Genomic DNA, 26318 nt, shown 5'->3' with positions numbered 1-26318 from the left:
ATGTGAGAGTAAATGAAGTTGTAGAAATCACTAAAGGAAAGCTTCTTACTACACCTTCCATTGCGGAGTTTTCACGTATTATTTGTGATGTAGAACGTGTGCAAAAAGGTGATTTATTTATCGCTAAAGACATTGCTCAAGTGCCACAAGCTGTTGCGATGGGAGCATATGGCATAATTTGTGCAAATATACATAATATTAATGATGGAGAATTAGCGTGGATTATGGTAGAAGATTTACAAGACTGCCTCACACGCCTTATTCGCTATAAGCTCTTAGCCAAAAATATTACTACTATTTCTCTAAATCCCATTGAAGAAGCAATAGCCCAAGAAATTATTATTGATGAACGTGCAAAATTTTTTCACAATGATTTGTATGCTTTTATTGAACTCCTCAATAATGAGCAAATCAGTTTTATATTCACACACAATGAGCATATTTTAGAGATTAGCTTTGAAGTGATACAGGCTCATAAACCAAAAGAGCGTCCATTTCTAATCATCTCCCACACACTCTTTGATAGCACTATTTTCTATCAAAGCACGCATTATCGTATTAATCTTCCTAAACTTTTTTTAAATGATTTGGGTGCAGTGGTTAATCTCTGTGAAAATAAAGGCATAGAATATTCACTTAATCATTTTAAACATATTCCTTTCTTTAAGCCTAATTTTCTCAACGCCTTTGGTAAAGTAATTGATTATGGACAAGCTGCTAAGGTTGCTATTGCCGAAGAAGATATTGAACAATTTAAAAAATATATGGCATATATTGCTAATAATGCCACTTGGGGGAAACTTCTTTTTCTTGTGCCTGATATATATTTAGAACTTTTTAATCAAATCGCTCAAACATTTGCATACAAAACTCAAGAGGAGTTATATACATATATTCACCATAATAATTTCAATTTTGCACTTATCTTAGGTATTGATGATAGCACACTTGTGCATACTTTAAATACTAATCACAAACAGATTCTTGAGCCCAATTTATTCTCAGATATTATGGAAGAAAGATATGCAAGAAAGCCTGAACTCTAATGATTTTAAAGAATACGCCGCCAAAAAAGCAAAGCATATCACCTCTGCTAAAAATATTGCTCCGCTTTTAGAGTGCATTGCATCTCTTCCAACTATTCCCTCACATTTTTATAGCGATAATGGCATTCATATTGTCGCTCAAGATAAAACTTTAGCTCAAAAGTATCATAAAGCAATTTATACACTTGCTACACAGCTTAAGCCGTGGAGAAAAGGACCTTTTTTTTTATTTGATATACATATTGATAGTGAATGGCAAAGCTTTATGAAATGGCAGCTTCTCGCTCCACATTGCAACCTTGAGGGTAAATACATAGCAGATGTTGGCTGTAATAATGGCTATTATATGTTTGAAATGCTCCTGCAGGGGAAAAAATTATATAAAAAAATCATAGGCTTTGACCCAAGCGGCATTTTTAAATGCCAATTTGATTTTATTAATCACTTTATCAATGCTCCTATTGAATTTGAGTTGCTTGGTGTAGAAGATTTGTTAGCATATTCTCAAGCACACAATCAAAGTTTTGATGTGATTTTTTGTCTTGGAGTGCTTTATCATCGATTTGACCCAATCAATACGCTTAAAATCCTCTCTCAATCGCTCAACAAAGGTGGAGAGCTTATTTTGGATACGCTTATCTATGAGAGCAATGAAGAAATTTGTCTTTGTCCTGCACAAAGTTATGCTAAAATGTCAAATGTCTATTTTATCCCGAGTATCCCTACTTTAAAAGGTTGGTGTGAAAGAGCAAATCTCTATGATTTTGAAGTCATTAATCTTACACCCACCACCACACAAGAGCAACGCCAAAGTGCTTGGGTAGATTCTCAAAGTTTAAGTGCATTTTTAAATGAAACACAAACTCGCACTATAGAAGGGTATCAAGCCCCATTAAGAGGATATTTTAAACTCAAAAAACGATAAAGGAGCAAATGTATGGAAGAAGAAAAATTTAATGAAGATAATGGCAATGCCTTCACTCCTCTTGAAAAAGATGATTTAGAAGTCTGCACGAGTATGCCCTCAAATATGAGCGGAGAACTTCTTGAGCTTTACCGCAATAAAGCAGTTGTTCGTTTTACTCCAACTGAACGTATGATAATGGACGAGAGCAAAATGATTCACGCAGGATTTGTTTTTAACTCTGCAAGTTTTGCAGCAATGGCAGCTATTAATAAAAAATATAGTGTGCTTATTGCTGCTGATGTGAAATTTCTCGCACCCATTGAATTAGGACACGAAGTCATTTTTAAAGCTGAATCTATCCAAAGTGATACAAAAAAATGCGAAGTTAAAGTAGAAGGCTATCTGCTTGATATTAAAATTTTTGATTCTATTTTTCATATTGCTGTATTTGACAAAAAAATCTTCAAACTGCGGTTTAAAGATGAATAACCAACAAAATAAGAAAAATTGATGATTATTAATCAGCGTTTTTTTTTTTTTGTTAGAATTAGAGTTTTATTTGACCAAATTAAAATACTTAGGGAGCGTTATATGAGTTTTTTTAATCACTTCAAAATTGGCACAAAGATTATTTTTGTTGTCTCTATTATTGTCGCAATTTGTGTGGCAGCTATTATTTTTATTGTCTCATATTTTGCATCAAATACACTTTCGCACGAAAGCGATAAACTCTTAACTAATACGGCTGCTCGTTATAAAAATCTCATTGCAGGCTCAATCAATGAAATTTTTGCAAGCACAATCTCTGCAGAAGCAGGCATAGGAGCATTGCTTGATAAAGGTGTCGCTCTTGATGAGGAACAGCTTACGACTATAATTGAAAAAGTAGTTGATTCTAATCGCTATTCTGCTGGAGGATTTGTCATAATGACAAAAGAATACACGCAAAGTTTTATTAAAAGCTCCTCTGTGTTACCAACTGGTGAATTTGCTATACTCACGCTTGATGAAGACACAGGACCGGGAGGCACTTATACACAAACTTTACCATCTGAGCTTATAAAAGAAATGCCTGACATTCTCGCCTCTTTGCACAATGACCAAGTAAGTATGTCCCTATCATATGAAATTACTTTCAATGATAAAAAATATTATATTAAAGCTGCAATTGTTCCAATTATCCGCAAAGGTAAGATAATAGGAGCTATGGCTAATCTCTTTAACCTAGAAATGCTTGATGAGCATTTAGCAAACCACGCATTAAGTGTATTTGAACACGACCAACGCTTTGTTATTGATGATAATGGACGCCTTGTCCTCAATAGTGCTACCGACCAACGTGCGGAAACACGCCTTAAAGACTTGCGTGAAACAAATACTCACCCAACTACAAAAGTAATTGTTGATGCTGCTAAAAAACGTGAAAATGGTATTTATACTTATACCAACCTCCACGGCAGAAGCTCAAAAACAGCTATTACCTCATTTGAAATTTGGCCCGGAACAGGCCAATATTGGACTGTTCTTTCCCTTGCACCCTTTAGTTCAATTGAAAAACCAATTAATACCCTACAAATCGTAATGGTTGTTGTAGGAGTGCTTGCTATTATCGTCATCTCACTTATTGTATTTATCTACATTCGCTCAACCATTGCACGTAGAATCCAGCATATCTCTCACACACTCTTTGAATTTTTCAAATATCTCAACTACGAACGCAAAGATGCACCACAACCTCTTAAGATTGTTGCTCAAGATGAATTAGGTGAAATGGGTAATGCTATTAATGATAATATTCAAAAAACAAAAGCTGGTTTAGAACAAGATTCTAAAGCTGTAGAACAATCAGTTTTAACTGCAAAAACCATAGAATCTGGAGACTTTAGAGCAAGAATTACAGAAACTCCTCATAATCCACAGCTTAATGAATTAAAAAATGTGCTTAATCATATGCTTGATGATTTACAAACAAAAATAGGAAGTGATACCAATGAAATAGCAAGAGTATTCGATAGCTATACTAAACTCGACTTCACCACAGAAGTAAAAGATGCAAGTGGTAGAGTAGAAGTTGTTACAAATACTCTAGGAGAAGAAATTAGAAAAATGCTCTCAACAAGTTCAAACTTTGCTCAAACATTAAGTAATGAAGCTAAATCTCTTGCTCAAGCAGTAACTAATCTTACTAATTTAACAAATTCCCAAGCTTCCTCTTTAGAACAAACAGCTCAAGCAGTAGAAGAGATTACAAGTTCTATGCAAAATGTAAGTGGTAAGACTGGAGAAGTTATCCAACAAAGTGAAGATATTAAAAATGTTATAGGTATCATTAGAGATATAGCAGACCAAACAAACTTACTTGCTCTTAATGCAGCAATAGAAGCTGCAAGAGCAGGAGAACACGGAAGAGGATTTGCTGTTGTTGCAGATGAGGTGCGAAAATTAGCCGAGAGAACTCAAAAGAGCTTAGGAGAGATTGAAGCTAATACAAATCTCTTAGTGCAAAGTATTAATGATATGGGAGAATCTATTAGAGAGCAAACTACTGGAGTTACTCAAATTAATGAGGCTATATCACATTTAGAATCTGTTACACAAGAGAATGTTGAGATTGCTAATTCTAGTGCAGAGATTAGTGAGAGAGTAGATAAAGTAGCTAAAGATATATTAGATGATGTGAATAAGAAGAGGTTTTAGAGTTTTTTTACAGGGTTTTATAAAAGAATATATTTAGCCGCGCACATCAAGGAGAGATTCTTTAAATTCATATAAAGCTGAGAGATTGGTGTCTATAGAGATTTTGCTTACCTTAAATCCTTTGAGTATATTTAGATTGTTTTCCAGCACTGCTTTTGTCGTTTCATAGAGCACTTTTATATCTAAAGTATTCCCACTCTTATATATCCCAATATCTCCTGAAATAATCCCTAAAAGTGGCATTATTGCACTAAAACGCACTTTATTTGAAGCATATTTTTTTATCTGCAATATCTCATCTTTTTCTCCGATGACAAGGCTTAAAACCCCGCTCTTTAACCCAAGTAATATATTGCTTAAAAACAAAAATTCCTCTTTGCTACTTGCTTGGGTAAGCTTATGAGCAATAAATTCTTTAAAGCCCTCAAAAATATCACTTTGCTCTCCTAAAGTTTGTAAGTCTTGAAGGGACAATTTCAATGGGGCATTTTGAAAAAAATCCAAAATTTTAGGCTGGAGAATAAGATTATGTAATGTAATATGTCCGAGGGAACTTCTCCCCATTTCTCCCCAATATCGCTCCCCTACGATAAGTGCTTTATGACTTTTTGTTTGCATCTGCTGTGCGCCAATTTGCAGAAGATACATATCGCCCTTTAGCTTTTGGATAACGCGTATTAATATGGGAAGTGAAGCATTATAAGTTGCTGGTGTTTGTTGGCTATTTTTTAACAAATGCGAAAGCTTTTGAAGCTTTTGTATCATTCATCACCTTTAAGAGATTGTAGTTGTGAAAATGCACTAGCAATACCAAAAGCAACTTCAAGCTTTGAACCACTTACCTCTTGTATGTCCTTATGTGTAATTATTTTGATTCTATTTGTTTCTCCACCAAAAGGGTTTTGAGAACCCACAACATTAAGGCACACCATTTCACACTCTTTTGCCTTTAGCATATTTTGAGCATAATATAAGGCATTTACATCATCAATTTCAGCCTTAAAGCCTACTTTATAGGCTTTTTGCGATGAAATAGATGACAAAATATCATTTGTTTTGGAACACAAAAGAGAGAGATTCTCTCCAATTTGCTCTTTTTTGAGTTTGCCACTTTGAGGTTTTGGCGCATAATCTGCAAGAGCTGCTGCCATAAAAATAATAGGTTTAGATTCTATAGAATCTAAACTATTAAACGTTTTATGAATTGCCTTTTCAAATGTTACCACACTCTCCACACTCACACATTTTATGTCCAAGGGCAACACAAGCGGGAATGAGCTTGAGATAAAAGTTACCTCCGCGCCAAGCATATATAGAGCTAAAGCAAGATAACTTGCCTGTTTGCCACTGCTTCGATTAGAAATATAGCGCACCTCATCTATGCTTTCTTTTGAACCACCACCACTGACAATAACACGTTGCTTACTCCAAAATGTATCCCTCAAAATCTCTCTGCCAAGCCTATAAATAATCTCTTCTACCTGAGCAAGAGCCCCTTCTCCCTCATCTCCACACATAAGGATACTTGAACGTGGAACAATGATTTCATAGCCCATATCTGCAAGCATAGAAAGATTATGCTTGGTTTGAGAAGCATTAAGCATAGCTGTATTCATTGCAGGAGCTACAAGTTTAGGAGCACGGGTGGCTAAAAGCGTAGAGAGCAAAACATTATCGGCGATGCCACAAGCAATTTTTGCGATAGTATTTGCTGTTGCTGGAGCAACAAGCACAATATCTGCCCATTTTGCGTAAAAAATATGATTTGGGCTTACTTCTTGTAAAGTTGTATGCCAAGATTGATTGTCATCGTGCAAAACAATATTATGGCTCATAGCCTCAAAACTTAGTGGAGCAATAAATGCGCGAGATTCCCTACTCATAACAACTCTTACATCTGCACCATATTTTGTCAGCTGTGAGATACAATCAAGCATTTTATAAACGGCAATAGAGCCACTCACAAGAATAAGAATTTTTTTATTAACAAATATGTGATGCATATGCTCTCCTTGAGCTTTTTATTGCTTGGTTTTTTCACGCAAAAGCTAGATTCTTTAAGAATCTAACATAAGGGAGCTTATTTTGAGGTTATTTTGAAGCAAGTTCTTTAATAAATCTATCTGCAAGATAAGGACCATCACCATTTGAGCCAATAAGCTTAATCTTATCTACGATACCGCGAAAAAGCGCTTCTTCTTCGTGCTGCTCACTCACATACCATTGTAAAAAATTAAATGTCGGATAATCTTTGCTTTGAAGTGTAAAATCTACAAGTTCATTAATAGATTGAGTAATTTTTTGCTCGTGGGCATAAGTTTTTTCAAATACATCAAGCAAACTACTAAAATGAGATTCAGGAGCTGCCACTTGTGCAATATTTACTTTAGAATCTGTTTCATTGAGGTAAGTAATCAAACGTTTTGCGTGTCCGCTTTCTTCATCGGCGTGCTGAAATAAAAATAACCCCGCGCCATCAAAGCTATTTTCATAACACCAAGAACTCATACTCAAGTAAAGATTTGCCGCATACATTTCTTTTGCAATTTGTTCATTGAGCATTTTTACAATACTATCTAAAATCATTTTGTATCCTTTAATGAGAATTTAAAAACATTGCATTGTAAAATGTATTTTCTAACAACTTGCTTAAATTTTATCATTTTTGGATAATTTTGAGAATTTCATTCTGTGTCAGCCACCACGAATTAGTTTCACTGCTATATTCAAATCCTGATTGCACAGGAACTCCTTTTTCTCCCTTACGCGTTTTATAATAATCAATAGGTGTTTGAAAATTAATAGTAGGCATAAGAATAAAAAATTGTTCAAATTCCGCACATAAATGAGAATCATCGCGTGGCACCATTACTTCGTGGAGCTTTTCGCCCGGACGTATGCCGATAATTTTATGTGGCAAATGTGGTGCAAGTGCACTTGCTAGCTGTGTAATTTTCACACTTGGAATCTTTGGTATAAATATCTCGCCTCCGTGCATACGCTCTAAATTCTCAAGCACAAACTTTACGCCAGATTCTAAAGTGATAAAAAACCTACTCATACGCTCATCAGTAATAGGCAGTTCATTTGCACCTTCTTCAATAAGTTTTTTAAAAAATGGGATAACCGAACCACGCGAACCTACAACATTCCCGTAACGCACCACACTAAATTTAGAATCTTTATTGCCTTTAATATTATTTGCAGCAATAAAAAGCTTATCTGAACATAACTTTGTCGCCCCATAGAGATTGATAGGATTTGCAGCCTTATCTGTGCTAAGGGCGATAATATGCCCAACATTATTGCTTAAACACGCACTAATAACATTACTCGCACCATCAATATTTGTTTTTATACACTCCATAGGATTGTATTCAGCAATAGGCACGTGTTTAAGTGCAGCCGCGTGAATACAAATATCCACGCCATCTAGTGCACTCTCTAGCCGATTTTTATCTCTGACATCACCAATGAAATAACGCATTCGTTTGTCATTAAAAACCTGCGCCATTTCATATTGCTTTAGTTCATCACGACTATAAACAATAATTTTTTTTGGATTATGATATTTTAATATATATTCAACAAATTTTTTACCAAAACTTCCTGTGCCACCTGTAATCAAAATACTCTTAGAATCAATCAAATGTCCCATAAGCCCTCCTTGAATTATTTAATATAGCCTAGTTCTTTAAGCTTGTTTGCAATTTTTACAAGCACAGGTCCTCCGCTTCCTCCGCTTCCTCCGTGTTCAATGAGAATTGTAACTGCATATTGAGGATTCTCATAGGGTAAAAATGCGGTAATCCAAGCGTGAGAACGATGAAAATATTCCATATCTGCCTCCCTAGTTCGTCTTTGTATATCTTGAGGAATACCCACTACTTGTGCTGTCCCTGTTTTACACGCAAGACTTACTCTTGTGCCTTGCGTGCGATAATATGCTGTCCCACCCGGCACAGAGCATACTTGATACATACCTTTACGCAAAACATCAAGTTTAGATTTTTGAAAATCGCTTAGGATATCTTTAGCCTCAAATTCTGCACTCTCTTCATTAAATTCTTTTGCAAAATGTGGTGTTACTAATTTACCTGATGCAATAAGCGCCGTATAACGAGCGATTTGCATAGGTGTAGAGAGAAAATACCCTTGCCCAATAGAAGTTGTAATCGTGTCCCCCTTATACCATTGCTCACCATAACGTTGCAATTTCCATTCAGGCGTAGGAAGTATGCCACTTACTTCATTGGGAATATCAACGCCTGTAAGCTCACCTATGCCCATTTGTCGCAATACACTTGCCATATTATCAATCCCTGCACGTTGAGAAAGCAAATAAAAATACACATCTACAGATTCTCTAATTGCTTTGATTGCATCAGCACTCCCGTGTCCTGATGCTTTCCAATCGCGAAACTTTCGCCCACCAAATTCTATAAAAGGCGGTGTTTGAATCAAAGTGCTTTCATTGATTCCTGCATATTGTAAAAATGCCAAAACCATACCCATTTTAATAACAGAGCCGGGTGGATAGCGCCCATACACAAGCTTATTGATAAGTGGCTTATGGACATTTTCAATAAGTCCCTCCCAATTTTTATAGCTAATGCCATCAACAAACCAATTAATATTATATTCAGGATAGCTCCCTGCTGCAAGTATTTCACCATTATGCACATTCATCACAATTACGGCTCCAGAGCGTTCTGTAAATTCTGAATCAATACTTTCTTGGAGCTTTAAATCAAGCGATAAATATAAATCATTGCGTTTAAGCACGCTATCTTCTTTTAAAAGCTTGATTTCTTTGTGAAGAGAGTTAATATGAGATTTTCTATATCCTGCCTCGCCTTGTAAATACGAATTATAAAATTTCTCAATGCCTTCTTTGCCAATAACCTTGCTGTATTGAGAAAGAGGATTATTTTGTATATCTTTATCATTTGCCTTTGATACATAGCCTATAACGTGTGAGGCTGCACTTTCATTTGGATATAGACGCTTACTATTGGGTGCAATAACAACATAAGAAGATCGTTTAAGATAGGCATAAATACTCAACATTTGGGCATAAGGAACAAAATTTACAATTTCTATAGGCAAGTGGTTATAGGCGTGATTATTTTTTTTATAGAGATTGAAAAGTTCCTCTTTATCAAGTGAGGGCAAAAATGAAATGATTCGTTCAATTTCAGATTCGACAATACGACTATTACGTATTTTGGGTATAAGTGAGATAGAAAACCCTATCTCATTAATTGCCAAAGGTTCGGTATTTCTATCAAAAATTAACCCACGCATTGGCACAAGCACTTCAGTTTTTGTGATATTTTTCTCAGCAAATTTTTCATAATACTCGTGATTAATAACATTCACCACAAAAAGACGTATTACAATAATAAACCACACTACGATAAAAAAGAAAATAAGCAACCAATAACGCAAATTAATCATAGGAATATCACTACAAGAATTTCAATAGCAATATAATAGAGCACAATCCATATACTTGGAGTGATAGTGCTTCCCATAAAAGCATCAAATAAAGATAGCACAATATAAAAGCTTACATAGGCTAAAGCAATATAAACAACCCTCGCTGTGCGAAGTGTGCTTAATACAATCTGAATACGTGAGACAACGAACAAAGAAAGGAACAAAAATAATCCCAACACTATACCCAAAGGTAAATTATTCTCTGCTTCTATAAAAGCTATGCCACAAAGCACAGCTAAGAATCCATAAAAATTATCCTCTTTATCAAAATGCAAAAACAAAATAAAGTATATGCCGATAAATGGCGGTAGCCATATCCACATACTTGCTATACTCTCATAAATATAAAGACCTATAAATAAAATAAAAACTACGAGAGTTTGTTTATGAGTGCTATTTCGTCGCATATTGGAAAATGTTTGCATTTAATACAATCCGCCCATATTTTGTGATTTGGTAAAAACGATTTCTCTATTATAGCAAAACCTAACCTTTGGAACAAATTTGCTTTATAAGTAAGTGTTAAAACTTCCTTTACACCAAGCTTCTTCCCCTCCTGCAATGCCGTTTGTATAAGCTTGCTTCCTAAACCCAACCCTCTAAATTTTTCTTTAACAACCAAAGAACGCACCTCAGCTAAATCTTTAGAATACACATACAAAGCGCAAAATCCTGCAATTTCTCCACTTTTGCTCTCACGAGCAAGCTGATAAGAACGGATAGCATTTGCCATCTCATCTTCGCTTCGCTCTAAAATCACGCCATTTTTAACTTCCACACTTACAATCTCTCGCATTTGAGGAATATCTGCGAGAGTGGGTTTAATAATTTCAAATTCCATTTTCTAATCCTAAAGTATATTTAACAATCTCCTCGCGCAAATGCGTTAAAGACACCATTTTACGATGATTTTTACTTATAGCACTAAAAAGTAAGCTTTGTGTGTGCGTATCATCTGTATCTACACCTTGCACTTTATTCTTTTGTATATACACTCTCTTATATAAAGCATTAAGTGCAGACTGATTAAGCTTATCGGCTTTAGTGTAGATTCTTAAAATACATTGGTCGCCTCTACATATTTGTTCCAACATTGTAGCTACAGATGTATCAATAGCTAGATCTGTATGTCGTGCATCAACAAGATGCAAAAAAAGCTTGATAGATTGACGCATAAACAAAAAATTAAGTAAATGCCTTTCCCATTCTTTTTTGATAGTTTTACTTACTTTTGCATAGCCAAAACCGGGCAAATCAATAAAAGTAAGTGGCAACCTTTGATTATGCCATACCCACACAGATGCAAAAAAATTAATAAGTTGTGTTTTACCCGGCGTAGAAGAGCTTTTTGCAAGAGGTTTGTTTAAGAGCGTATTAATAAGTGTGCTTTTGCCCACATTGCTTCGTCCTAAAAACACTATCTCCGAAGCATTTGGTGGTGGAGCATTATCTAAATGGCTTGCACTGCTCATAAAGCGGGATTCTATAACCTGAACCATATTTGCCTCATTGCCCTTTTCTAAAGATATACATTTGATTTATGTTATTTCTCATTTTTCTTATCTTCCATAATAAAAGTCATCATTCCGGGTTTTTGGCTTGAACCCTTAACAAAAGCCTCTTGAGATTGTGGATTAAAAACAATCATATTACCCCTAATAATATTTTTTTTTCCAATCTCCTCAAGCATAGCACTATCTATAAGCTGATATTCATCTTTAATCACATTATAGACTGCTTTCTTTGCTTTTCCTCTCATTTCTTTATTAGGCATCTTAGCATAGAATCTTACATTGCCTGTCGCTGTATATTTTTGTGGTTTGTTTTTTTTGTTTGTCTCAATTACAACCTTATCTGCCCATAATTTATCCTCACCTTTGACAACTAACACTTCACCACTCAATTCTGTTAGCCCATTTTTTAAATCACTCTGAAACACCTTTGCACTTACTTCAAGTGTATCTGCTGCATTCATACACATACATACGCATACGCATTTCACAATCCAGCGCATTATCTTTCTCCCATAGCAATATCTGCCTTGATAGAATCTGCTCTCAAATCCCCTTTAAACATATTGTAATAAATATTTTTCCCTGTTGCTCGGGTCGTGTGGTTTTCTAAGACAAAATCTCCTTTGCCCTTAAAAATACGGTTGTGATAATCATATACACCCCATTTACTCCAAAAGCTCAAACCATCTACGCGCAAATAATCTGCACCTTGAGAAAAAGTATAAAGATTATCTTTACTCAATACAAAAGGGGCATACATATATTCATTAAGTTTATTATTTATTTGATTGACAAAAATATCATAAATTTCCTCGTGGTCTTCAAAACGTAGTGCTTTTCTCCCTTGCGAAATTGCTTGCGTATATTGCGCATTTAAAAGATAAAGCGTAAAATCTGATATTTCAATGTTTGGCACTTCTTTACCAATATTCGCATAAAGTTCATTATTGGAAGTAAAAAATACAATGCTGCTCAAACTAAAACCAAGTAACGCAATAAAAAAAGCATAGATTCTATAAGAAATATTTTTCAAGCTTTTTATCTCCATTAAGTTTTAAGACATCTTCTATCATTTCACGCACTGCACCATTACCGCCAGAGTGTTTAAGAATCTTATACGCATATTTTTTGAGTGCTTTTGCGCCATTTTTTGGCATATACGCCTTTGCACAAATTTTAAACATACTCAAATCATTTAAATCATCACCAATACAAGCCACTTCAGACATATCCATTTTAAGTTGCGATACAAGATCTTGTAATACCTTACCTTTATGCTCACACGCCATAAAAATATGCTCTATGCCTAGCTCTTTTGCACGCTTGCGCACTATATCAGATTCTCTACCTGTGATAATAGCACTTGCGCGGCGCATTTGACGATTCCATACACTAATCGCTAAACCATCACGCGTGCTAAAACTTTTTATTTCTTCTCCCGATTGCGAATAATACACTTTACCATCACTTAATGTCCCATCAACATCAAAGACTAAAAGTTTTATCATAATACACCTTTTGTTGATGGAGTGAGGATTCTTGGATTTAATGTGAGTGCGCGGCGCAAAGATACACCAAAAGCTTTAAACATCGCTTCAATAATATGATGAAGATTTTTGCCTCGTTTAAGGACAATATGTGCACTCAAATGAGCATTAAAACAAAGTGCACGGAAAAACTCCTCAACCAATTCTACATCAAGTTCGCCTACTCTACCTTTGAATGGCAGTTTATAGGCATTTGTTTCAAAGACAAGAAAGGCACGATTGCTCACATCAATATCACACTCCACACACGCTTCATCCATTACTATACTTGCATTGCCAAATCGTTCAATACCTGCTGCAGGGTAAATGCCTTGAGCTAATCCTTGCCCTAATACAATCCCACAATCTTCTACGCTATGATGCCCATCAATAAATGTATCACCTTTACACGCAAGCTCCAAATCTATAAGGGAGTGTTTGGTCAGCGATTGCAACATATGGTCAAAAAAGCCTATTCCACTTTGAATCTGTGCGTTACCATTGCCATAAACAAGAAGTTTCAAGCTAATGTCTGTTTCTTTTGTTGTGCGCGAAATCTCTATAACATTTTTTGCCATTCTTTCCTGCATACCTCACTCCTTTAGTTTTTCTTTTTTAGTCACGGATAAAAAATCCTCCTTGAATCTGCGTATTCTTTTTTAAGAAATCACGCGCTTCTTGTTCACTTTGGAATCCCCGCAAAAATACACGATAAATAGGTGCACCATTAAGTTCAAATTCTTTTATCACACTCTGATATGGAGGCATATGCGAATATCGTTCTTGAGTGATTTGTGCGCCTTCATATCGCCTAAACGCTCCCACTTGAATAGCGAAATCCCCACCATTTACTGATTTTGGAGTGTTAGCGACTTTAAACTCATTGCTTAAAATATCTTCGCTCTCCACATTCTGCACTTTAGCATCCTTATTAATAACGCCACCAAATCCAATTACTTCTAGTCGCACTTTTGCTGTGCCAACTTTTACCATATCAATATCGTGTGCAGCGGCACTGCTTAAATCAATAATGCGCCCTTCCACAAATGGACCTCTATCATTAATTCGCACAATGGTGCTTTTACCATTTTCAACGTTAAGCACTTTTACAACTGTATTCATCGGAAAAGTCTTATGTGCAGCAGTATGGGCATACATATTATAAGTCTCACCATTAGATGTCTTTTTAGAATGAAAATCTGGACCATACCAGCTTGCATATCCATCAAACTTATCTCCAAGGCTCACTTTTTCAGGATAGTACCATTTCCCTGCAACTTGATAAGGGCGCATAGTAGCCTCTTGTATAGCAGGTGATTCTCGCATAGAGTTTCCACCAATATTAGGTGTAATACCTTGATTAAAAGCATCTAAATCATTAAAGCTTTCATTAAAACCCTTTGCTTTTACCCCGTTCTCATTCCATTGTGTATCTTTTCCTAAACAACCCCAAAACAGCCCACACAACACACTTAAACTTATAGCAATTTGTATTTTTTTTAGACCTTTCATTCTATTCCTTTACTCTACCTATTATCGGCAATCGTCGTAGATTTGCCTTTGAGCACAGGAATTATGAGCTTTTGATTAATTGCGATATGTGAACCTTTGATATTATTTGCCGCTTGTAGTTGATTGAGCGAAATTTTATAATTCCGTGCAATAGAACCTAGATTCTCGCCCTTTTGCACAATATGGGTTATAAATGAAGCTTGAGGATAGCTTTTTTCATTAAAATATCTCTTAAAAGTGCGCAGCTTATCATAAGGAATATAGACATTATAGCGCTTATTACCCTGTGGAAGCAAAGAACGCGTAAAATGACGATTATACTTTTGTAATTCACCTAATGGAATCCTCGCACTTTTTGCAATCGCACTTAATGATGTTCCACCCCTAATGCTCACACTTGTAATACTATCTGTTGCCCCACGATTAAGTAAATAATCAGCATTTTGCGCTTTAAGAAAATCTACATCATTAAAAAGCAAACTCATAGCCAAAATTGTGCGAATATAATTGCGTGTTTCAGCTGGAATATATTGAGCCTCATCATCAAGCAGCGTTTCAATGCGCTTATCGCCTCCTGCCTCTTCAATGCCTCGCTTTAAGCGTCCAAGCCCACAATTATATGCCATTGCTGCCAAATACCATTCACCTGTGGCATCATAAAGATATTTAAGATACTTTATTGCTGCCTCTGTGCTTTTAATCGGATCTCTACGCTCATCAATATATGAATTAATTTCTAAGCCTAAACTTTTACCCGTTGCTGGCATAATCTGCCAAATACCTATGGCTTTTTTAGAGCTTTTTGCACTCGGGGCAAATTCGGATTCTGCCATAGCAAGAAATAAAAACTCTTGAGGAATCTGCTCTCGCGCCATCATATTTTTTAATGTAGGGATAAATTCATAACTATGCTCAAAACGTTGCACAAAATACTTCCATTTCTCTTGTATTTTCTGTGCTCTTGCATCATCTGCGATAGTCGCAATAAAAGCTGTATGTACCCCGAATGAATTAAGCACATTATTTGCACTTCTATTATGTGTCATTGTATAAAAACCATTTTCATCGCTCAATGACACATTTACTACACAAAATAAAGCAAAAATTATCAAACATATATGACACTTTGCATTTTTCATTGGCATTCCTTCCTCTTTCTTTATTGAATCTCTTTAAAAAGCGTAATAGCGTTGTGTGTGCTTATATCTATCACTTCCTCTTCACTCATACCAAGCACTTGAGCAATTTGACGCATAATCAATGGAATATAATGCGGCTCATTGCGCGTCCCCCTATATGGGTGAGGCGTGAGATAAGGTGCATCAGTTTCAAGCACAATGCGTTCCTTTGGTATAAGCGGAAGCGCTTCAATAATTCGCCGAGCATTTTTAAAGGTGCAAACTCCACCGATTCCATAATAAAATCGCTCACTTAGTTTAAGCAAGATTCTATCTGCATTATAGCAATGCAACACTCCACGCGCCTGAGGATAAGCCTGTAAAATCTCAAAGCTATCTGCGCTTGCTTCTCTAATATGCACAATAAGCGGCTTTTGTAAATTTAAAGCAAGTTCAATTTGTGCGATAAAGCATTGCTTTTGTTGTTGCTTTATTGTCTCTTTTTCATTTTCGTTTTGTGATATTTCAGACAAACGATAATAATCTAACCCACACTCTCCAATAGCAATACACTTTTCATCTTTTGCATACTCTTCAAGCACCTTTATATCAAAATCAACAATCTCATTAGGATGCACTCCTGCAGCAAAATATACATTAGGATAAGTATGAGCGATATTTTGTGCAAGGGGTAATGTGCGTATATCTGCACCTGGAATAATGATTTTAGCGACATTTTGCTCATACGCACGCGCAATTACTTGCTCTAAATCATTCTCAAAACTTTGAGAATCCAAATGACAATGTGTATCTACCATATATCTAAAATTTGCACTCATACGCCCAAAAATCCTTAAAATTATACTAATTGTGCTAGAATAAAGCCAAGATTCTAACATAATTATCTTTAACAAACTAAGGAATTTTAATGTTTAGTGGATTAGTTCGTCAAATCGCCCAAGTAAAGAGTTTCACAAATAATACTCTTGAAATTATCACACCTTATAAGGCACAACTTGGGGATTCTATTGCTATTAATGGCGCGTGTTTAACAGCTATGAAACTTTTTGAAAATGGCATAACAATGGAATTAAGCCAACACACACAACAAAGTATAGCGCTTGAAAACTATACACAAGGTGCATTTGTGCATTTAGAGCCAGCTTTACAAGTGGGTGATAGATTCGATGGGCACATTGTGCAAGGGCATATTGATGCGATAGGGTGCATCAGCCATATTGAGCACCACGCAGATTCAAGCGATTTTTGGATACAATCTTCCCCGCAGATTCTATCTCTGATTATCCCTAAAGGCTCGGTATGCGTAGAGGGCATAAGCCTCACAGCAATAGAATGCAATGATAAAGCCTTTAAACTCACACTTATCCCTCATACATTGCAAAATACGCTTTTTGGGAAATTTAAAGTAGGCAGAAGGCTTAATATTGAAACAGATATTATCACGCGCAGCGTAGTAAGCACACTTAAATCTATTTTTGGCACTACACATAACTTCAACAAACCTCTTTCTTGGCGTGATATTGATACACTCTCACTCGGGTATTAAGGTAAAAAATGAAAGATAAGAAAGCTGTTGCACTTGCTTATAACGCACAAAATGACAGCGCCCCTCGTGTCGTAGCAAAAGGCAAAAATGAACTTGCTCTCAAAATCATCGCCAAAGCACAAGAATTTGATGTGCCACTTTTTAGTAATCCGCTACTTGTGGATTCTCTTTTGGAAATCCCTCTTGATTCTCATATTCCACCGGAGATGTATAATGCTGTGGTGGAAGTTTTTGTATGGCTTTTAAAATGTGAAAAAGCTGCTCAATTAAGCAAGGACATTGAGTGAAATATAAAAAAGCCTACTTAACACATCTTATCCATTTTTTCAGACGCGAATTTAATGGCTTCGTGCAGGATAGATTCTCACTTTTTCTTTGCACACTCGCTCCTTTGCTTCTTGGGCTTTTTGTATGGGGAGTGTTTTCTCAAAGCTTTGTGCGAGGCGCACCTATTGGCATTGTGGATTTAGACAAAAGCCCTTTAAGCCAAGAACTTGCGCGCAACCTTGATGCAATTCCAGCTGTGAGTGTTACTAAAGCTTATGCAAGCCTCACAGAAGCAAAGTCAGATATAAGTAATGTTAGAATCTACGCAGTAGTCGTATTTCCTAAAGGACTTCAAACTCACGCAAAAAAGGGAGTGCTTACCCAAATTCCTATTTATTACAACGCACAGCTTGTGCTTGTGGCAAAATCCATTGAAGGTGCGTTTAAGCAACTCATTCTCACAAGCAATGTCAAAGCAAAACTTGGCAAAAATCTTATTCAAACGCAAAATATTGATGCTGCATTAGCGAAAAGCTCACCTATTTTAATGCAAATCACCCCACTTTATAATATCAATAATAGCTATGCACAATTCCTACTCACAGGGATTTTACCTTGCTCGTGGATTATGCTTATTATTATTTGTGTGATTAATTCTTTAGCACGCGATGAAAGTGATGTGGGCTTTGTCAAAGGGAAAAAAAGTCAAATGCCCGATGGAATCAGCGCATATGTCTATATTCTCACGAAGGTTTTTGCCTATGCGGGGATTTTTTCATTATGGTGGGTAGTGATGATGATATTTTTTCATTCTCTTGGCTTTGAATGTCGCGGGAGTTATATCACACTTTATCTTGGGGCATTGCTTACTTTTTTTGCCTATGCAGGGGTGGGGGTATTTGTCTATGCACTTTTTAAAGATCATACGCGTGCTTTAGCTGTGGCTGCGATTTATTGCGCTCCAAGCTTTGCTTTTGCCGGACTTACCTTTCCTGTAAATTCTATGGGGAGTTTTGCGACATTTTGGCACACAATTTTACCTATTAGCCATTATTTGAAGCTCTATGTGCAAGTAGCAAACTATGATGTTGGATTTTTTACCGCTTTTAAAACAATGTGCGAAATCCTGCCTTTTATACTCTTTTTAATCTTTGGGATTTTGATTTATCGCAAAAGAGAGCATTTGGAATAAGCCCAAGTGTGTATTTATCCAAAAATCACGCGGATTCTATATTTATTCATTATTTAGTATTTCTTTTTACTTCCTTAAAGTAACCTATATCCTGTAAAGCCTGAAGCAATACAAAGTAACAACCCAAATAATACACCTAACCATTACTAAAAAATTATTTTGATATTAGGATATTATTTTTGTAAAGTGCGGTATTCAATATTCAAAAACGATGGGGTAATGCTGCTCCAGAGGAGATTTTAGCATTTTAACCTTGAACATTGTTACAAAATAGCCAAATCACTTAATGTCAATATCAGAGAGTTCTTTTAATCGTGCGAGTCTCTCTTTTTCTTTTTCATCGCACACTTGCAGTGTATTTAAATCACAAAAGCTCAAAAACATCTGCAAACATACAGATTGTCCATTTGCAAAATATGCTCTTGGCTTGAGATAAGCAAGTTTATTGCCCAATCTATCCCGAGAAATTTGAATAGCCCTAAAAACAACTTCTTGTCTTTTGTCGTGTTTGAGCTTTACTTCATATAATTCATTACAAAGAAAAGATGTTCCTAAGCATTCTATCTTTTTATCTATATGAGCCATTTATGCCTCCCGCTCCAAGCAAATAACTCTTTGCCCCCATATATTCGCGTATGATATTCCATACTTCTTTATAGAATCCTTAAGGGTAAGGATTTACTTCACTCAAAGTGTGTAATTTTAGAGAATCTACTTAAGCTCTGCCCAATTTTTGCCTATGGAGATACCGCATTTAAGCGGCACTTCAAGCTCATAGATATGATTCATAATCTGCGCTGCCTCTTGTGCATAAATATGTGCTTTTTCTTGTGGGGCTTCAAAAATAAGCTCATCGTGCACTTGCAAAAGCATTTTAAAATCACTATGTCCATATCGCTTGTGAATCTCACACATTGAGAGCTTAATCAAATCTGCCGCACTCCCTTGAAAAATAGAATTTATCCCCTCACGTAAAAAGTTTGCTTTCATAAAATCCGTAGCATTTTTAAAGTCAAAATATCGCCGATGCCCAAGCAATGTCTGCGAATATCCATTTTCAAGCAAAAATTCCTTTTGAGCATTTAAAAAATTCTTTATAGTAGGGAAAAGCGCAAAATAACTCTCTATATAGTTTTTTGCTTCTTTAAGTGAGATTTGCAATGTTTGAGCAAGCTTTTTACTCCCCATACCATAGATAAGCCCAAAATTAATAGATTTAGCAATGGCACGTTTTTGCGCGGCTAACTCTACCCCAAAAAGTCGTGCAGCAGTCTCAAAATGAATGTCTTTATCTTGTTTAAAAGATTCTATAAGTGAAGAATCTTTGCAAAAATGTGCCAAAAGTCGCAATTCAATTTGCGAATAATCAATACTAATAAGGCTATGTCCTTCTTTACTGATAAAGGCTTGACGAATTTTGCGCCCCTCCTCTCGCCGCACAGGGATATTTTGGAGATTTGGAGATTTGGAGCTCAATCGCCCTGTGGCAGTGCCACTTTGAAGAAATGATGTATAGATTCTATGTTTATCATTTGCGCTACCAAAACGAAGTAATGGCTCAATATAAGTGCTTTTAAGTTTATTTACTTCACGATAGTCAAGAATAAGCGCAATTACAGGGTGGGCATCAATAATCGCAAGAAGTGTTCGCTCATCGGTGCTTAATCCACCTTTAACACTGCGTCCTGCCTTCAATCCAAGACGATTAAAAAGTATGTGTGCGAGCTGTTGAGGAGAGTTGAGATTAAAAGTCTCTCCACAGAGTTCAAAAATCTGTGCACTCAGTTGCGAAATATGCTCACTCGCTTTTTCTTTGAGAGATTCCAAAAGTGGAATATCTACTTTAATCCCCTCACATTCCATTGCGAGAAGCACTTTAATAAAAGGATATTCAAGCTTATTTGCAAGTTCAAGTATGCTACTCCATTCACGCTTATAAAATACTTCTTCTAACCTATGATACAGCCTAAAGGTTGCAATGGCATCTTCTGCTGCATATTGTGTAGCTGCAGCAATATTTACTTGTGAGAAATTTTCATCTTTTGCCACCACAGAATCAAAGCTAATCATTGTATGATTAAACCATTTAAGCATTTGCTTATCAAGCCCTATAGGTGCAATACTATCATAAAGCCACCCTAAAATCATACTATCATAAATTTCCCCTGTGTGCTCTAACTCTAAAGTGTGAAAAATAAGACTCAAATCAAATTTAAGATTATGTCCAATAAGTGGATATGTAAAAATACGCTTTAAAGCTATTTTTGCTTGAGTATGTGTAAGCTGACACCCTACACCCAAATAATGATGCCCTACTGGCACATAATAAGCATTCTCTCCATCAAAACAAAATGAGAATCCAACTAAATTTGCTTCTTGCATATTTAAACTATCGCTTTCGCAGTCAAACCCTATCTTCGCACCACTAGGGATAGAATCAAGCACAGCTTCTAAAGCCGTAAAATTATCAAGTAAATGTGCCTTAAAGCTAAAACTTTGCGCAGATGAAGAAGATTCTATCACATCGGGCATATCATTGAGCGAACCTATACCTTTTTGCGCACTTCTTTTTTGCGCGTATCGTTCGTGTGGAGATTGCACTTTGGAAATAATATTTTTCAAATCATATTTTTTAAGCTCATCTAAAATTTTAAGCATAGGATTGCTCTCTGGCATCAAACACTTACTCAAATCAATATTTTCAAGTAAATCATCATAAAGTGTTACAAGCTTTTTGCTTAAAAAGGCATTGTTCTTTCCTTCACGTAAAAGATGAGCAATACGCGGTGTAACAACCTCTTCTAGCTCACTTTCACGCTCATACAGAGATTCAATACTGCCAAAGTGCGTAATGAGTTTTTGAGCACTTTTTGCTCCTATGCCTTTAATACCTACAATATTATCGCTCGTATCCCCAACAAGACTTTGATAATCTATAAAGTTTTTAGGATTTACACCATATTTGTATAAGCACTCAGCCTCTCGTATATCCCTTTTTCCAATAGGATCATAAATATAAGTATTCTCATCAATAAGCTGGTAAAGATCTTTATCGTGGCTAATAATACGCACAACAATATTTTGTGCATTAGCAACTTTATTAATTGAGGCAATCACATCATCAGCCTCATAGCCCTCAATGCTAATGTTCAAAAAGCCCATTTTTTCAATCCATTCAATCGCAATAGGAAGCTGCATTAGTAGTTCTTGTGGTGGAGGTTGGCGATTGCGCTTATAAGCATCATAAATTTGCCTTCTTTTATTCTCGCCTCCACCCTCAAGTGCAAATGCTAAATAAGTGCAAGAGGGGTCTTTATAAAGGGATTGTAATAAATTACAAAATCCTACAAGTAGTCCTGTAGGGAATCCTTCCTTATTTTTTAATGGTGGCAGGGCGTAAAAACTCCGAAAAAAAAACCCAAAAGTATCAATAACGCTCAAAGTATTCATCTAAACTCACTTTGCTAGAGAGGTAAAATGCGAAATCATAACTGAAAAATATTGTATTTGCAAATGTTGTAAAATCATTTAAGATTCTACACTAGTAAGTAGAATCTTAAATGTCTGCAAATTATCTAAAAGTAGGTTTTGGAGTTTTATTTGTTACAGCTGGAAGCATAGGATAAATAATTTGAGGTTTATCCCCTGTAAGAGTATTGAAAAAGCTTTCAATTTTTTTTGCCTCATCATCACTAATTTTTACGCCAAGCTGTATTCCTCCCATTTCTTTAATGGCATCTTTTATATCCCAAAATTGCCCATTATGAAAATAAGGCATTGTTTCCATTACATTGCGCAATGTAGGTGTTTTCACCAAACCTTGTTTATTTCCTGCAAAGCCACCAACTTTTCTATATTTATAACTCTTTGCCACTTCAAAAGCCTGCATTGAACCACCAAGATTCACTCCATTATGGCAAGCAGCACAACCTTTATTAATAAAGATATTTAAACCCTCTTGCTCTTCCTTGTTTAAAGCCCTTGAGCTTCCGTCTAAAAACTTATCAATACGAGCAGGTGTAACTAAAGTATGCTCAAACATTGCGATTGTATCAGCAATGAGTTTAAAATCAATCTTTACATCTTTACCATAAGCTTTTTTAAATTCCTCAACATATGCTGGAATTGAAGTAATCTTAGCAACAACAACTTTGGGTTGAGCATTCATTTCAGGTGCAGCTTGGATTGGTCCTTGAGCTTGGTCTCCCAAATGTGCAGAGCGCCCGTCCCAAAATTGCGCACTATTAAACACAGAATTATACACCGTTGGAGAATTTAAATGAGAGGGATTGTGGGTCCATTTATGCCCAATAGCTGCAGGCACAATATCTACACCTGCAAGTCCCACATTATGACAAGTGTTACAAGAAATAAGATTAGAACTAGAAATACGAGGGTCAAAATACAACTTTTTGCCTAATTCAATTTGTTCTTTTGTCATTTTGTTTGGATAAGCCTCTGCAAGTTTAGATTCTTTGGCTTTTTGAATTTGGATATCCTTAAGCTTTTTCCCACTAGGCATTGATACAAGCCCTGCTTCTTTAGCTTTCTTAATAAGCGCACTATCATAAACCATATCATTAGCTTGGAGCATTACACTAAAGGCAAGCAAAACTCCTAAATATGTTTTCATAACCTCTCCTTAATTGATAATATTGAAACTATACTTTTTTTAATTTTAATAAAATATAGTTATTAATTATAATTATTTAAAAATAAAAATTATCTAAAATAAAGTCTAAATTGAAACCTTTAAAACTTTAAGATACAATTTTGTTTTTATACTTTATTAATTAAAGAGAGGATATTATGACTATCATTGCTGGTAATTTCAAGGCAAATCTCACACGCATTCAAGTTGCTACCTTTGCAAAAGAGCTAGATTCTATACTCACAGATATGCAAACATCATCTCATCTTCAAGTAGATATTTTTCCTTCTCATACGGCATTACTTACGAATAATTTTAAGCATTTTCATATCGGCGCACAAAATGCGTATTTTGCACAAAATGGGGGATTCACGGGCGAGATTGGACTAAGCCAACTCCAAGAATTTAATATTAATCGCCTTATTATTGGGCATAGCGAACGTAGGACACTTTTTGGTGAAAATCAAGATTTTATTAATAAAAAATTTAGATTCTATGCAGAAGCAGGATTTGAAATATATTACTGCATTGGTGAGCCCTTGAGTATGCGACAAAAGGGTAAAAATGCGCTCAAAGACTTTCTAGGTGCACAATTAGATGGTATTGACATCACTTATCCTAAGCTTATTATTGCATATGAACCTATTTGGGCTATTGGCACAGGTGAAAGTGCGACTTTAGAACAAATAGAATCTACTCACTCGATGCTTGCTACATTTACAAGTGCCCCGCTACTTTATGGAGGCAGTGTGAATCCCACAAATGCAAGAGAGATTCTTTGCACTCCTTACGTAAATGGTGTGCTTGTAGGCTCTGCAAGCCTCAATATACAAAGCTTTACGGATATTATTCGTGCTAGTAAATAGCACAAAAACCTTTACTTTATCTTACCGATCGCTTTTGCCACACCAATAGCAGCGCTACAAGTTTTAATTGCAGCCTTAGATTCACTGCTTGTAATACTTATTTTCTTTAAAGCAGACTCTGAAGCATCTTTAGTCTCTAGCCTTTCTTTAGCACTACCACCCAAAAAAAGTTTTTCATTTTGTGTAAGTTGCTTAGTAAGTGCTGCTGCTACGCATTCATTAAGCTTTTGAGCATCTACTTCATTAACTACCTTGCCATAAGTCTCTTTGAACACAACTTCATTTTTTTCTGCGATATTTCGCTCAACATTTTTCTCTAGCTCTAGCTGTGGTGTAGGCGAATTTGAGAAACACCCTACAAACAAAAATGTAAAAGCAACCAAACCTAACTTTTTCATAAGATTCCTCCTAAAAAATTTTAAAGACATTTTATTCCTTCAAAAATTACAAAAAAATAAAATCAAATATATTTTAGTCTATACATAACCAAGCTAGTGTATAATAGTGCATAAATTATTCAAGGAGTAAATATGGCTGGAATCTTAGCGGGAAAAAAGGGGCTTATTGTAGGTGTAGCAAATAATCGCTCAATCGCTTATGGTATTGCAAAAGCGTGTAAAACACAAGGTGCGCAACTTGCCTTTACATTTTTAAATGAGGCTTTAGAAAAACGAGTGCGCCCTATTGCAGAGGAACTAGGCAGTGAAAAATATGTATATGAACTTGATGTAAGTAAGGAAGAACACTTTAGCGCACTTGCAGATGCACTTAAAAAAGATTTTGGCACATTTGATTTTATCGTGCATTCTGTAGCTTTTGCTCCTAAAGACGCATTAGAAGGAGATTTTGTCCAAACAAGCAAACAAGCCTTTAATACTGCTATGGAAATTTCTGTGTATTCACTTATTGAACTTACCCGTGCGATGTTACCCTTACTCAATAAAGATGCTGCTATTCTTACTCTTACTTATCTTGGAAGCGTGAAATATGTAACAAACTATAATGTTATGGGTGTAGCAAAGGCTGCCTTAGAATCTTCTGTGCGCTATCTCGCTTATGACTTAGGAAAACAAGGCATTCGTGTCAATGCTATCTCTGCAGGTCCAATTAAAACTTTGGCAGCAAGTGGGATAAGTGATTTTAATATTATGCTCAAATGGAATGAAGCAAATGCGCCTTTGCGTGAAAATGTGAGTATTGAACAAGTAGGAAATGCTGCAATGTATTTGCTAAGCCCTCTTGCAAGTGGTGTTACAGGAGAGGTGCATTATGTAGATGCAGGATATAATATTATGGGTATGTGCGCCACCGAGCAAGTCGATGGCAAAATCACACCTCGTTGGGATATTTTGCGCTCTTAAAAAGCAATCATAATATTCGCGAGGTAGTCAATACGCATAGGCAGAGATTCATTATTATTAGCTCCTATTTCCTTAAACTTATCGCTTAAAGGAAAGCTACCTCGTCCCATTACCTCAAGGCTGACAAAATCGCTTAGCACAAAACCTAGTCCTAGATTCACATTCACGCCAAATCCTTTTGTGCTCTCATCATTGAGCTTAAGTTGTGCATAATGCACACCCGGTCCGCCAAATGTATAAAATCGTGGAGTGAATCTATACCCTTCTTCCCAAGTAATACCATAGCTCCGATATGTTGGCTTTGAATCGCTTTTTAAGAGGTTTGAATGCGTAATTTCAGCAAGGATACGCGTAAAAAGCTTTTGGCTTGTATTTATCTGCAAACCCACCGCACCGCGTCCGCTTAAACCACCCTTTTCATTATATAAAGTTTCACCCATATTACTCCATTTGACATTTGTATCAGCATTTTTAAACCAAGTGGTTTGAGAACCTATACTTCCACCTGCTATAAAGCGATATTTCTGCTCATCTGCTCCAAAAGCACAGAATGCAAAAGTAAGTGATATAAAAGCAAGAAATTTTTTCATTT

The 26318-nt window shown here is 35.9% G+C and carries 28 protein-coding genes and 1 pseudogene; 9 read left to right on the top strand and 20 right to left on the bottom strand.

What is annotated here, in order from left to right; translation table 11 throughout:
• The first annotated feature begins 2 nt into the window (after positions 1-2).
• The 4 genes from HH_RS06480 (at position 3) to HH_RS06465 (ending at position 4650) form a co-directional block, all read left to right on the top strand.
• Positions 3-1046, top strand: coding sequence for a hypothetical protein (locus HH_RS06480; protein ID WP_011116181.1), 1044 nt, complete (start codon positions 3-5; stop codon positions 1044-1046).
• The gene (gene cmoB, locus HH_RS06475) at positions 1024-1971 is read left to right on the top strand and encodes a tRNA 5-methoxyuridine(34)/uridine 5-oxyacetic acid(34) synthase CmoB (RefSeq protein WP_011116180.1); all 948 of its coding nucleotides are present in this window, start codon (positions 1024-1026) and stop codon (positions 1969-1971) included. The genes HH_RS06480 and cmoB overlap by 23 nt, the downstream gene beginning before the upstream one ends.
• A gap of 12 nt (positions 1972-1983) precedes the next feature.
• Entirely contained in the window at positions 1984-2442 is a 459-nt protein-coding gene (locus tag HH_RS06470; protein ID WP_034366932.1) for a thioesterase, read from the top strand.
• Between the two features lie 102 nt (positions 2443-2544).
• On the top strand, positions 2545-4650 hold the full coding sequence (locus HH_RS06465; protein ID WP_011116177.1) for a methyl-accepting chemotaxis protein: 2106 nt from the start codon (positions 2545-2547) through the stop codon (positions 4648-4650).
• A gap of 33 nt (positions 4651-4683) precedes the next feature.
• Here HH_RS06465 and HH_RS06460 read toward each other — a convergent pair whose 3' ends face one another.
• The 15 genes and pseudogenes from HH_RS06460 to HH_RS06390 form a co-directional block, all read right to left on the bottom strand.
• Complete coding sequence (locus tag HH_RS06460; protein WP_011116176.1) at positions 4684-5415, bottom strand: hypothetical protein; 732 nt, start codon at positions 5413-5415, stop codon at positions 4684-4686.
• Positions 5412-6653, bottom strand: coding sequence for a bifunctional phosphopantothenoylcysteine decarboxylase/phosphopantothenate--cysteine ligase CoaBC (gene coaBC / locus HH_RS06455; protein ID WP_011116175.1), 1242 nt, complete (start codon positions 6651-6653; stop codon positions 5412-5414). The genes HH_RS06460 and coaBC overlap by 4 nt, the downstream gene beginning before the upstream one ends.
• A gap of 88 nt (positions 6654-6741) precedes the next feature.
• Complete coding sequence (gene ftnA / locus HH_RS06450) at positions 6742-7236, bottom strand: non-heme ferritin (protein ID WP_011116174.1); 495 nt, start codon at positions 7234-7236, stop codon at positions 6742-6744.
• 73 nt (positions 7237-7309) lie between these two features.
• Positions 7310-8299, bottom strand: coding sequence for a UDP-N-acetylglucosamine 4,6-dehydratase (inverting) (gene pseB / locus HH_RS06445; protein ID WP_034367041.1), 990 nt, complete (start codon positions 8297-8299; stop codon positions 7310-7312).
• Positions 8300-8322: 23 nt separating this feature from the next.
• Entirely contained in the window at positions 8323-10110 is a 1788-nt protein-coding gene (mrdA, locus tag HH_RS06440) for a penicillin-binding protein 2 (RefSeq protein WP_011116172.1), read from the bottom strand.
• Positions 10107-10559 (bottom strand): hypothetical protein, encoded by a 453-nt coding sequence (locus HH_RS06435; RefSeq protein ID WP_011116171.1) that lies wholly within the window; start codon positions 10557-10559, stop codon positions 10107-10109. The genes mrdA and HH_RS06435 overlap by 4 nt, the downstream gene beginning before the upstream one ends.
• Complete coding sequence (locus tag HH_RS06430; RefSeq protein WP_011116170.1) at positions 10523-10993, bottom strand: N-acetyltransferase; 471 nt, start codon at positions 10991-10993, stop codon at positions 10523-10525. The genes HH_RS06435 and HH_RS06430 overlap by 37 nt, the downstream gene beginning before the upstream one ends.
• Positions 10983-11651: a ribosome biogenesis GTP-binding protein YihA/YsxC gene (gene yihA / locus HH_RS06425; RefSeq protein ID WP_011116169.1), complete on the bottom strand. Its 669-nt coding sequence runs from the start codon at positions 11649-11651 to the stop codon at positions 10983-10985. The genes HH_RS06430 and yihA overlap by 11 nt, the downstream gene beginning before the upstream one ends.
• 44 nt (positions 11652-11695) lie before the next feature.
• Entirely contained in the window at positions 11696-12166 is a 471-nt protein-coding gene (gene lptA, locus HH_RS06420) for a lipopolysaccharide transport periplasmic protein LptA (RefSeq protein ID WP_011116168.1), read from the bottom strand.
• Positions 12166-12699, bottom strand: a complete 534-nt coding sequence (locus HH_RS06415) for a hypothetical protein (protein WP_041309113.1) — start codon at positions 12697-12699, stop codon at positions 12166-12168. Before HH_RS06415 ends, lptA begins: the two co-directional genes overlap by 1 nt.
• Entirely contained in the window at positions 12680-13174 is a 495-nt protein-coding gene (locus tag HH_RS06410) for a KdsC family phosphatase (RefSeq protein ID WP_011116166.1), read from the bottom strand. Before HH_RS06410 ends, HH_RS06415 begins: the two co-directional genes overlap by 20 nt.
• A complete protein-coding gene (gene hisB, locus HH_RS06405) occupies positions 13171-13782 on the bottom strand; it encodes an imidazoleglycerol-phosphate dehydratase HisB (protein ID WP_011116165.1) in 612 nt (203 codons plus the stop codon). The genes HH_RS06410 and hisB overlap by 4 nt, the downstream gene beginning before the upstream one ends.
• Positions 13783-13807: 25 nt before the next feature.
• Positions 13808-14524, bottom strand: a pseudogene (locus tag HH_RS06400) (septal ring lytic transglycosylase RlpA family protein); the annotation flags it as partial.
• Between the two features lie 194 nt (positions 14525-14718).
• Complete coding sequence (locus HH_RS06395) at positions 14719-15843, bottom strand: lytic transglycosylase domain-containing protein (protein ID WP_011116163.1); 1125 nt, start codon at positions 15841-15843, stop codon at positions 14719-14721.
• Between the two features lie 20 nt (positions 15844-15863).
• Positions 15864-16640 (bottom strand): TatD family hydrolase, encoded by a 777-nt coding sequence (locus HH_RS06390; RefSeq protein WP_041309370.1) that lies wholly within the window; start codon positions 16638-16640, stop codon positions 15864-15866.
• Positions 16641-16750: 110 nt separating this feature from the next.
• Here HH_RS06390 and ribE point away from each other — a divergent pair, with 110 nt between their 5' ends.
• From ribE to HH_RS06375, 3 genes are read left to right on the top strand one after another with little or no spacing between them, the layout of a single operon-like run.
• Positions 16751-17389 (top strand): riboflavin synthase, encoded by a 639-nt coding sequence (gene ribE / locus HH_RS06385; RefSeq protein WP_011116161.1) that lies wholly within the window; start codon positions 16751-16753, stop codon positions 17387-17389.
• An 8-nt stretch (positions 17390-17397) separates the two neighbouring features.
• Complete coding sequence (locus HH_RS06380) at positions 17398-17676, top strand: EscU/YscU/HrcU family type III secretion system export apparatus switch protein (RefSeq protein ID WP_011116160.1); 279 nt, start codon at positions 17398-17400, stop codon at positions 17674-17676.
• Entirely contained in the window at positions 17673-18848 is a 1176-nt protein-coding gene (locus HH_RS06375) for an ABC transporter permease (protein ID WP_011116159.1), read from the top strand. Before HH_RS06380 ends, HH_RS06375 begins: the two co-directional genes overlap by 4 nt.
• A 279-nt stretch (positions 18849-19127) precedes the next feature.
• On the opposite strand, the gene HH_RS06370 is transcribed toward HH_RS06375, so the two are convergent.
• The 3 genes from HH_RS06370 to HH_RS06360 form a co-directional block, all read right to left on the bottom strand.
• Positions 19128-19433 (bottom strand): hypothetical protein, encoded by a 306-nt coding sequence (locus HH_RS06370; RefSeq protein WP_011116158.1) that lies wholly within the window; start codon positions 19431-19433, stop codon positions 19128-19130.
• 126 nt (positions 19434-19559) lie between these two features.
• Positions 19560-22298 carry a DNA polymerase I gene (gene polA / locus HH_RS06365; protein WP_011116157.1) on the bottom strand — a complete coding sequence of 913 codons (2739 nt, stop codon included), beginning with the start codon at positions 22296-22298 and terminating at the stop codon, positions 19560-19562.
• Between the two features lie 121 nt (positions 22299-22419).
• Positions 22420-23481, bottom strand: a complete 1062-nt coding sequence (locus HH_RS06360; RefSeq protein ID WP_011116156.1) for a cytochrome-c peroxidase — start codon at positions 23479-23481, stop codon at positions 22420-22422.
• Between the two features lie 176 nt (positions 23482-23657).
• On the opposite strand from HH_RS06360, the gene HH_RS06355 reads away from it, so the two are divergent.
• Positions 23658-24365: a triose-phosphate isomerase gene (locus HH_RS06355; protein WP_011116155.1), complete on the top strand. Its 708-nt coding sequence runs from the start codon at positions 23658-23660 to the stop codon at positions 24363-24365.
• A gap of 11 nt (positions 24366-24376) precedes the next feature.
• Here HH_RS06355 and HH_RS06350 read toward each other — a convergent pair whose 3' ends face one another.
• Complete coding sequence (locus HH_RS06350) at positions 24377-24763, bottom strand: hypothetical protein (RefSeq protein ID WP_011116154.1); 387 nt, start codon at positions 24761-24763, stop codon at positions 24377-24379.
• Between the two features lie 132 nt (positions 24764-24895).
• Here HH_RS06350 and fabI point away from each other — a divergent pair, with 132 nt between their 5' ends.
• Positions 24896-25726, top strand: coding sequence for an enoyl-ACP reductase FabI (gene fabI, locus HH_RS06345; protein ID WP_011116153.1), 831 nt, complete (start codon positions 24896-24898; stop codon positions 25724-25726).
• Here fabI and HH_RS06340 read toward each other — a convergent pair.
• Positions 25723-26316 carry an outer membrane beta-barrel protein gene (locus tag HH_RS06340; RefSeq protein WP_011116152.1) on the bottom strand — a complete coding sequence of 198 codons (594 nt, stop codon included), beginning with the start codon at positions 26314-26316 and terminating at the stop codon, positions 25723-25725. The genes fabI and HH_RS06340 overlap by 4 nt on opposite strands.
• Between the last annotated feature and the right edge of the window lie 2 nt (positions 26317-26318).

It is taken from the genome of Helicobacter hepaticus ATCC 51449, assembly GCF_000007905.1.
Classification (GTDB): Bacteria; Campylobacterota; Campylobacteria; order Campylobacterales; family Helicobacteraceae; genus Helicobacter_C; species Helicobacter_C hepaticus.
This window is presented reverse-complemented; position numbering and strand designations above follow the sequence as displayed.

What these genes read in the sequence shown, in the direction of transcription:
- HH_RS06370 (WP_011116158.1), bottom strand. Translation starts at nt 19,433, where the DNA reads ATGGCTCATATAGATAAAAAGATAGAATGCTTAGGAACATCTTTTCTT.
- HH_RS06410 (WP_011116166.1), bottom strand. Translation starts at nt 13,174, where the DNA reads ATGATAAAACTTTTAGTCTTTGATGTTGATGGGACATTAAGTGATGGT.
- HH_RS06380 (WP_011116160.1), top strand. Translation starts at nt 17,398, where the DNA reads ATGAAAGATAAGAAAGCTGTTGCACTTGCTTATAACGCACAAAATGAC.
- coaBC (WP_011116175.1), bottom strand. Translation starts at nt 6,653, where the DNA reads ATGCATCACATATTTGTTAATAAAAAAATTCTTATTCTTGTGAGTGGC.
- HH_RS06430 (WP_011116170.1), bottom strand. Translation starts at nt 10,993, where the DNA reads ATGGAATTTGAAATTATTAAACCCACTCTCGCAGATATTCCTCAAATG.
- HH_RS06390 (WP_041309370.1), bottom strand. Translation starts at nt 16,640, where the DNA reads ATGGTAGATACACATTGTCATTTGGATTCTCAAAGTTTTGAGAATGAT.
- cmoB (WP_011116180.1), top strand. Translation starts at nt 1,024, where the DNA reads ATGCAAGAAAGCCTGAACTCTAATGATTTTAAAGAATACGCCGCCAAA.
- HH_RS06350 (WP_011116154.1), bottom strand. Translation starts at nt 24,763, where the DNA reads ATGAAAAAGTTAGGTTTGGTTGCTTTTACATTTTTGTTTGTAGGGTGT.
- HH_RS06395 (WP_011116163.1), bottom strand. Translation starts at nt 15,843, where the DNA reads ATGAAAAATGCAAAGTGTCATATATGTTTGATAATTTTTGCTTTATTT.
- yihA (WP_011116169.1), bottom strand. Translation starts at nt 11,651, where the DNA reads ATGGTTCAGGTTATAGAATCCCGCTTTATGAGCAGTGCAAGCCATTTA.
- HH_RS06360 (WP_011116156.1), bottom strand. Translation starts at nt 23,481, where the DNA reads ATGAAAACATATTTAGGAGTTTTGCTTGCCTTTAGTGTAATGCTCCAA.
- fabI (WP_011116153.1), top strand. Translation starts at nt 24,896, where the DNA reads ATGGCTGGAATCTTAGCGGGAAAAAAGGGGCTTATTGTAGGTGTAGCA.
- lptA (WP_011116168.1), bottom strand. Translation starts at nt 12,166, where the DNA reads ATGCGCTGGATTGTGAAATGCGTATGCGTATGTATGTGTATGAATGCA.
- HH_RS06465 (WP_011116177.1), top strand. Translation starts at nt 2,545, where the DNA reads ATGAGTTTTTTTAATCACTTCAAAATTGGCACAAAGATTATTTTTGTT.
- mrdA (WP_011116172.1), bottom strand. Translation starts at nt 10,110, where the DNA reads ATGATTAATTTGCGTTATTGGTTGCTTATTTTCTTTTTTATCGTAGTG.
- HH_RS06460 (WP_011116176.1), bottom strand. Translation starts at nt 5,415, where the DNA reads ATGATACAAAAGCTTCAAAAGCTTTCGCATTTGTTAAAAAATAGCCAA.
- ribE (WP_011116161.1), top strand. Translation starts at nt 16,751, where the DNA reads ATGTTTAGTGGATTAGTTCGTCAAATCGCCCAAGTAAAGAGTTTCACA.
- polA (WP_011116157.1), bottom strand. Translation starts at nt 22,298, where the DNA reads ATGAATACTTTGAGCGTTATTGATACTTTTGGGTTTTTTTTTCGGAGT.
- hisB (WP_011116165.1), bottom strand. Translation starts at nt 13,782, where the DNA reads ATGCAGGAAAGAATGGCAAAAAATGTTATAGAGATTTCGCGCACAACA.
- HH_RS06355 (WP_011116155.1), top strand. Translation starts at nt 23,658, where the DNA reads ATGACTATCATTGCTGGTAATTTCAAGGCAAATCTCACACGCATTCAA.
- HH_RS06435 (WP_011116171.1), bottom strand. Translation starts at nt 10,559, where the DNA reads ATGCGACGAAATAGCACTCATAAACAAACTCTCGTAGTTTTTATTTTA.
- ftnA (WP_011116174.1), bottom strand. Translation starts at nt 7,236, where the DNA reads ATGATTTTAGATAGTATTGTAAAAATGCTCAATGAACAAATTGCAAAA.
- HH_RS06470 (WP_034366932.1), top strand. Translation starts at nt 1,984, where the DNA reads ATGGAAGAAGAAAAATTTAATGAAGATAATGGCAATGCCTTCACTCCT.
- HH_RS06340 (WP_011116152.1), bottom strand. Translation starts at nt 26,316, where the DNA reads ATGAAAAAATTTCTTGCTTTTATATCACTTACTTTTGCATTCTGTGCT.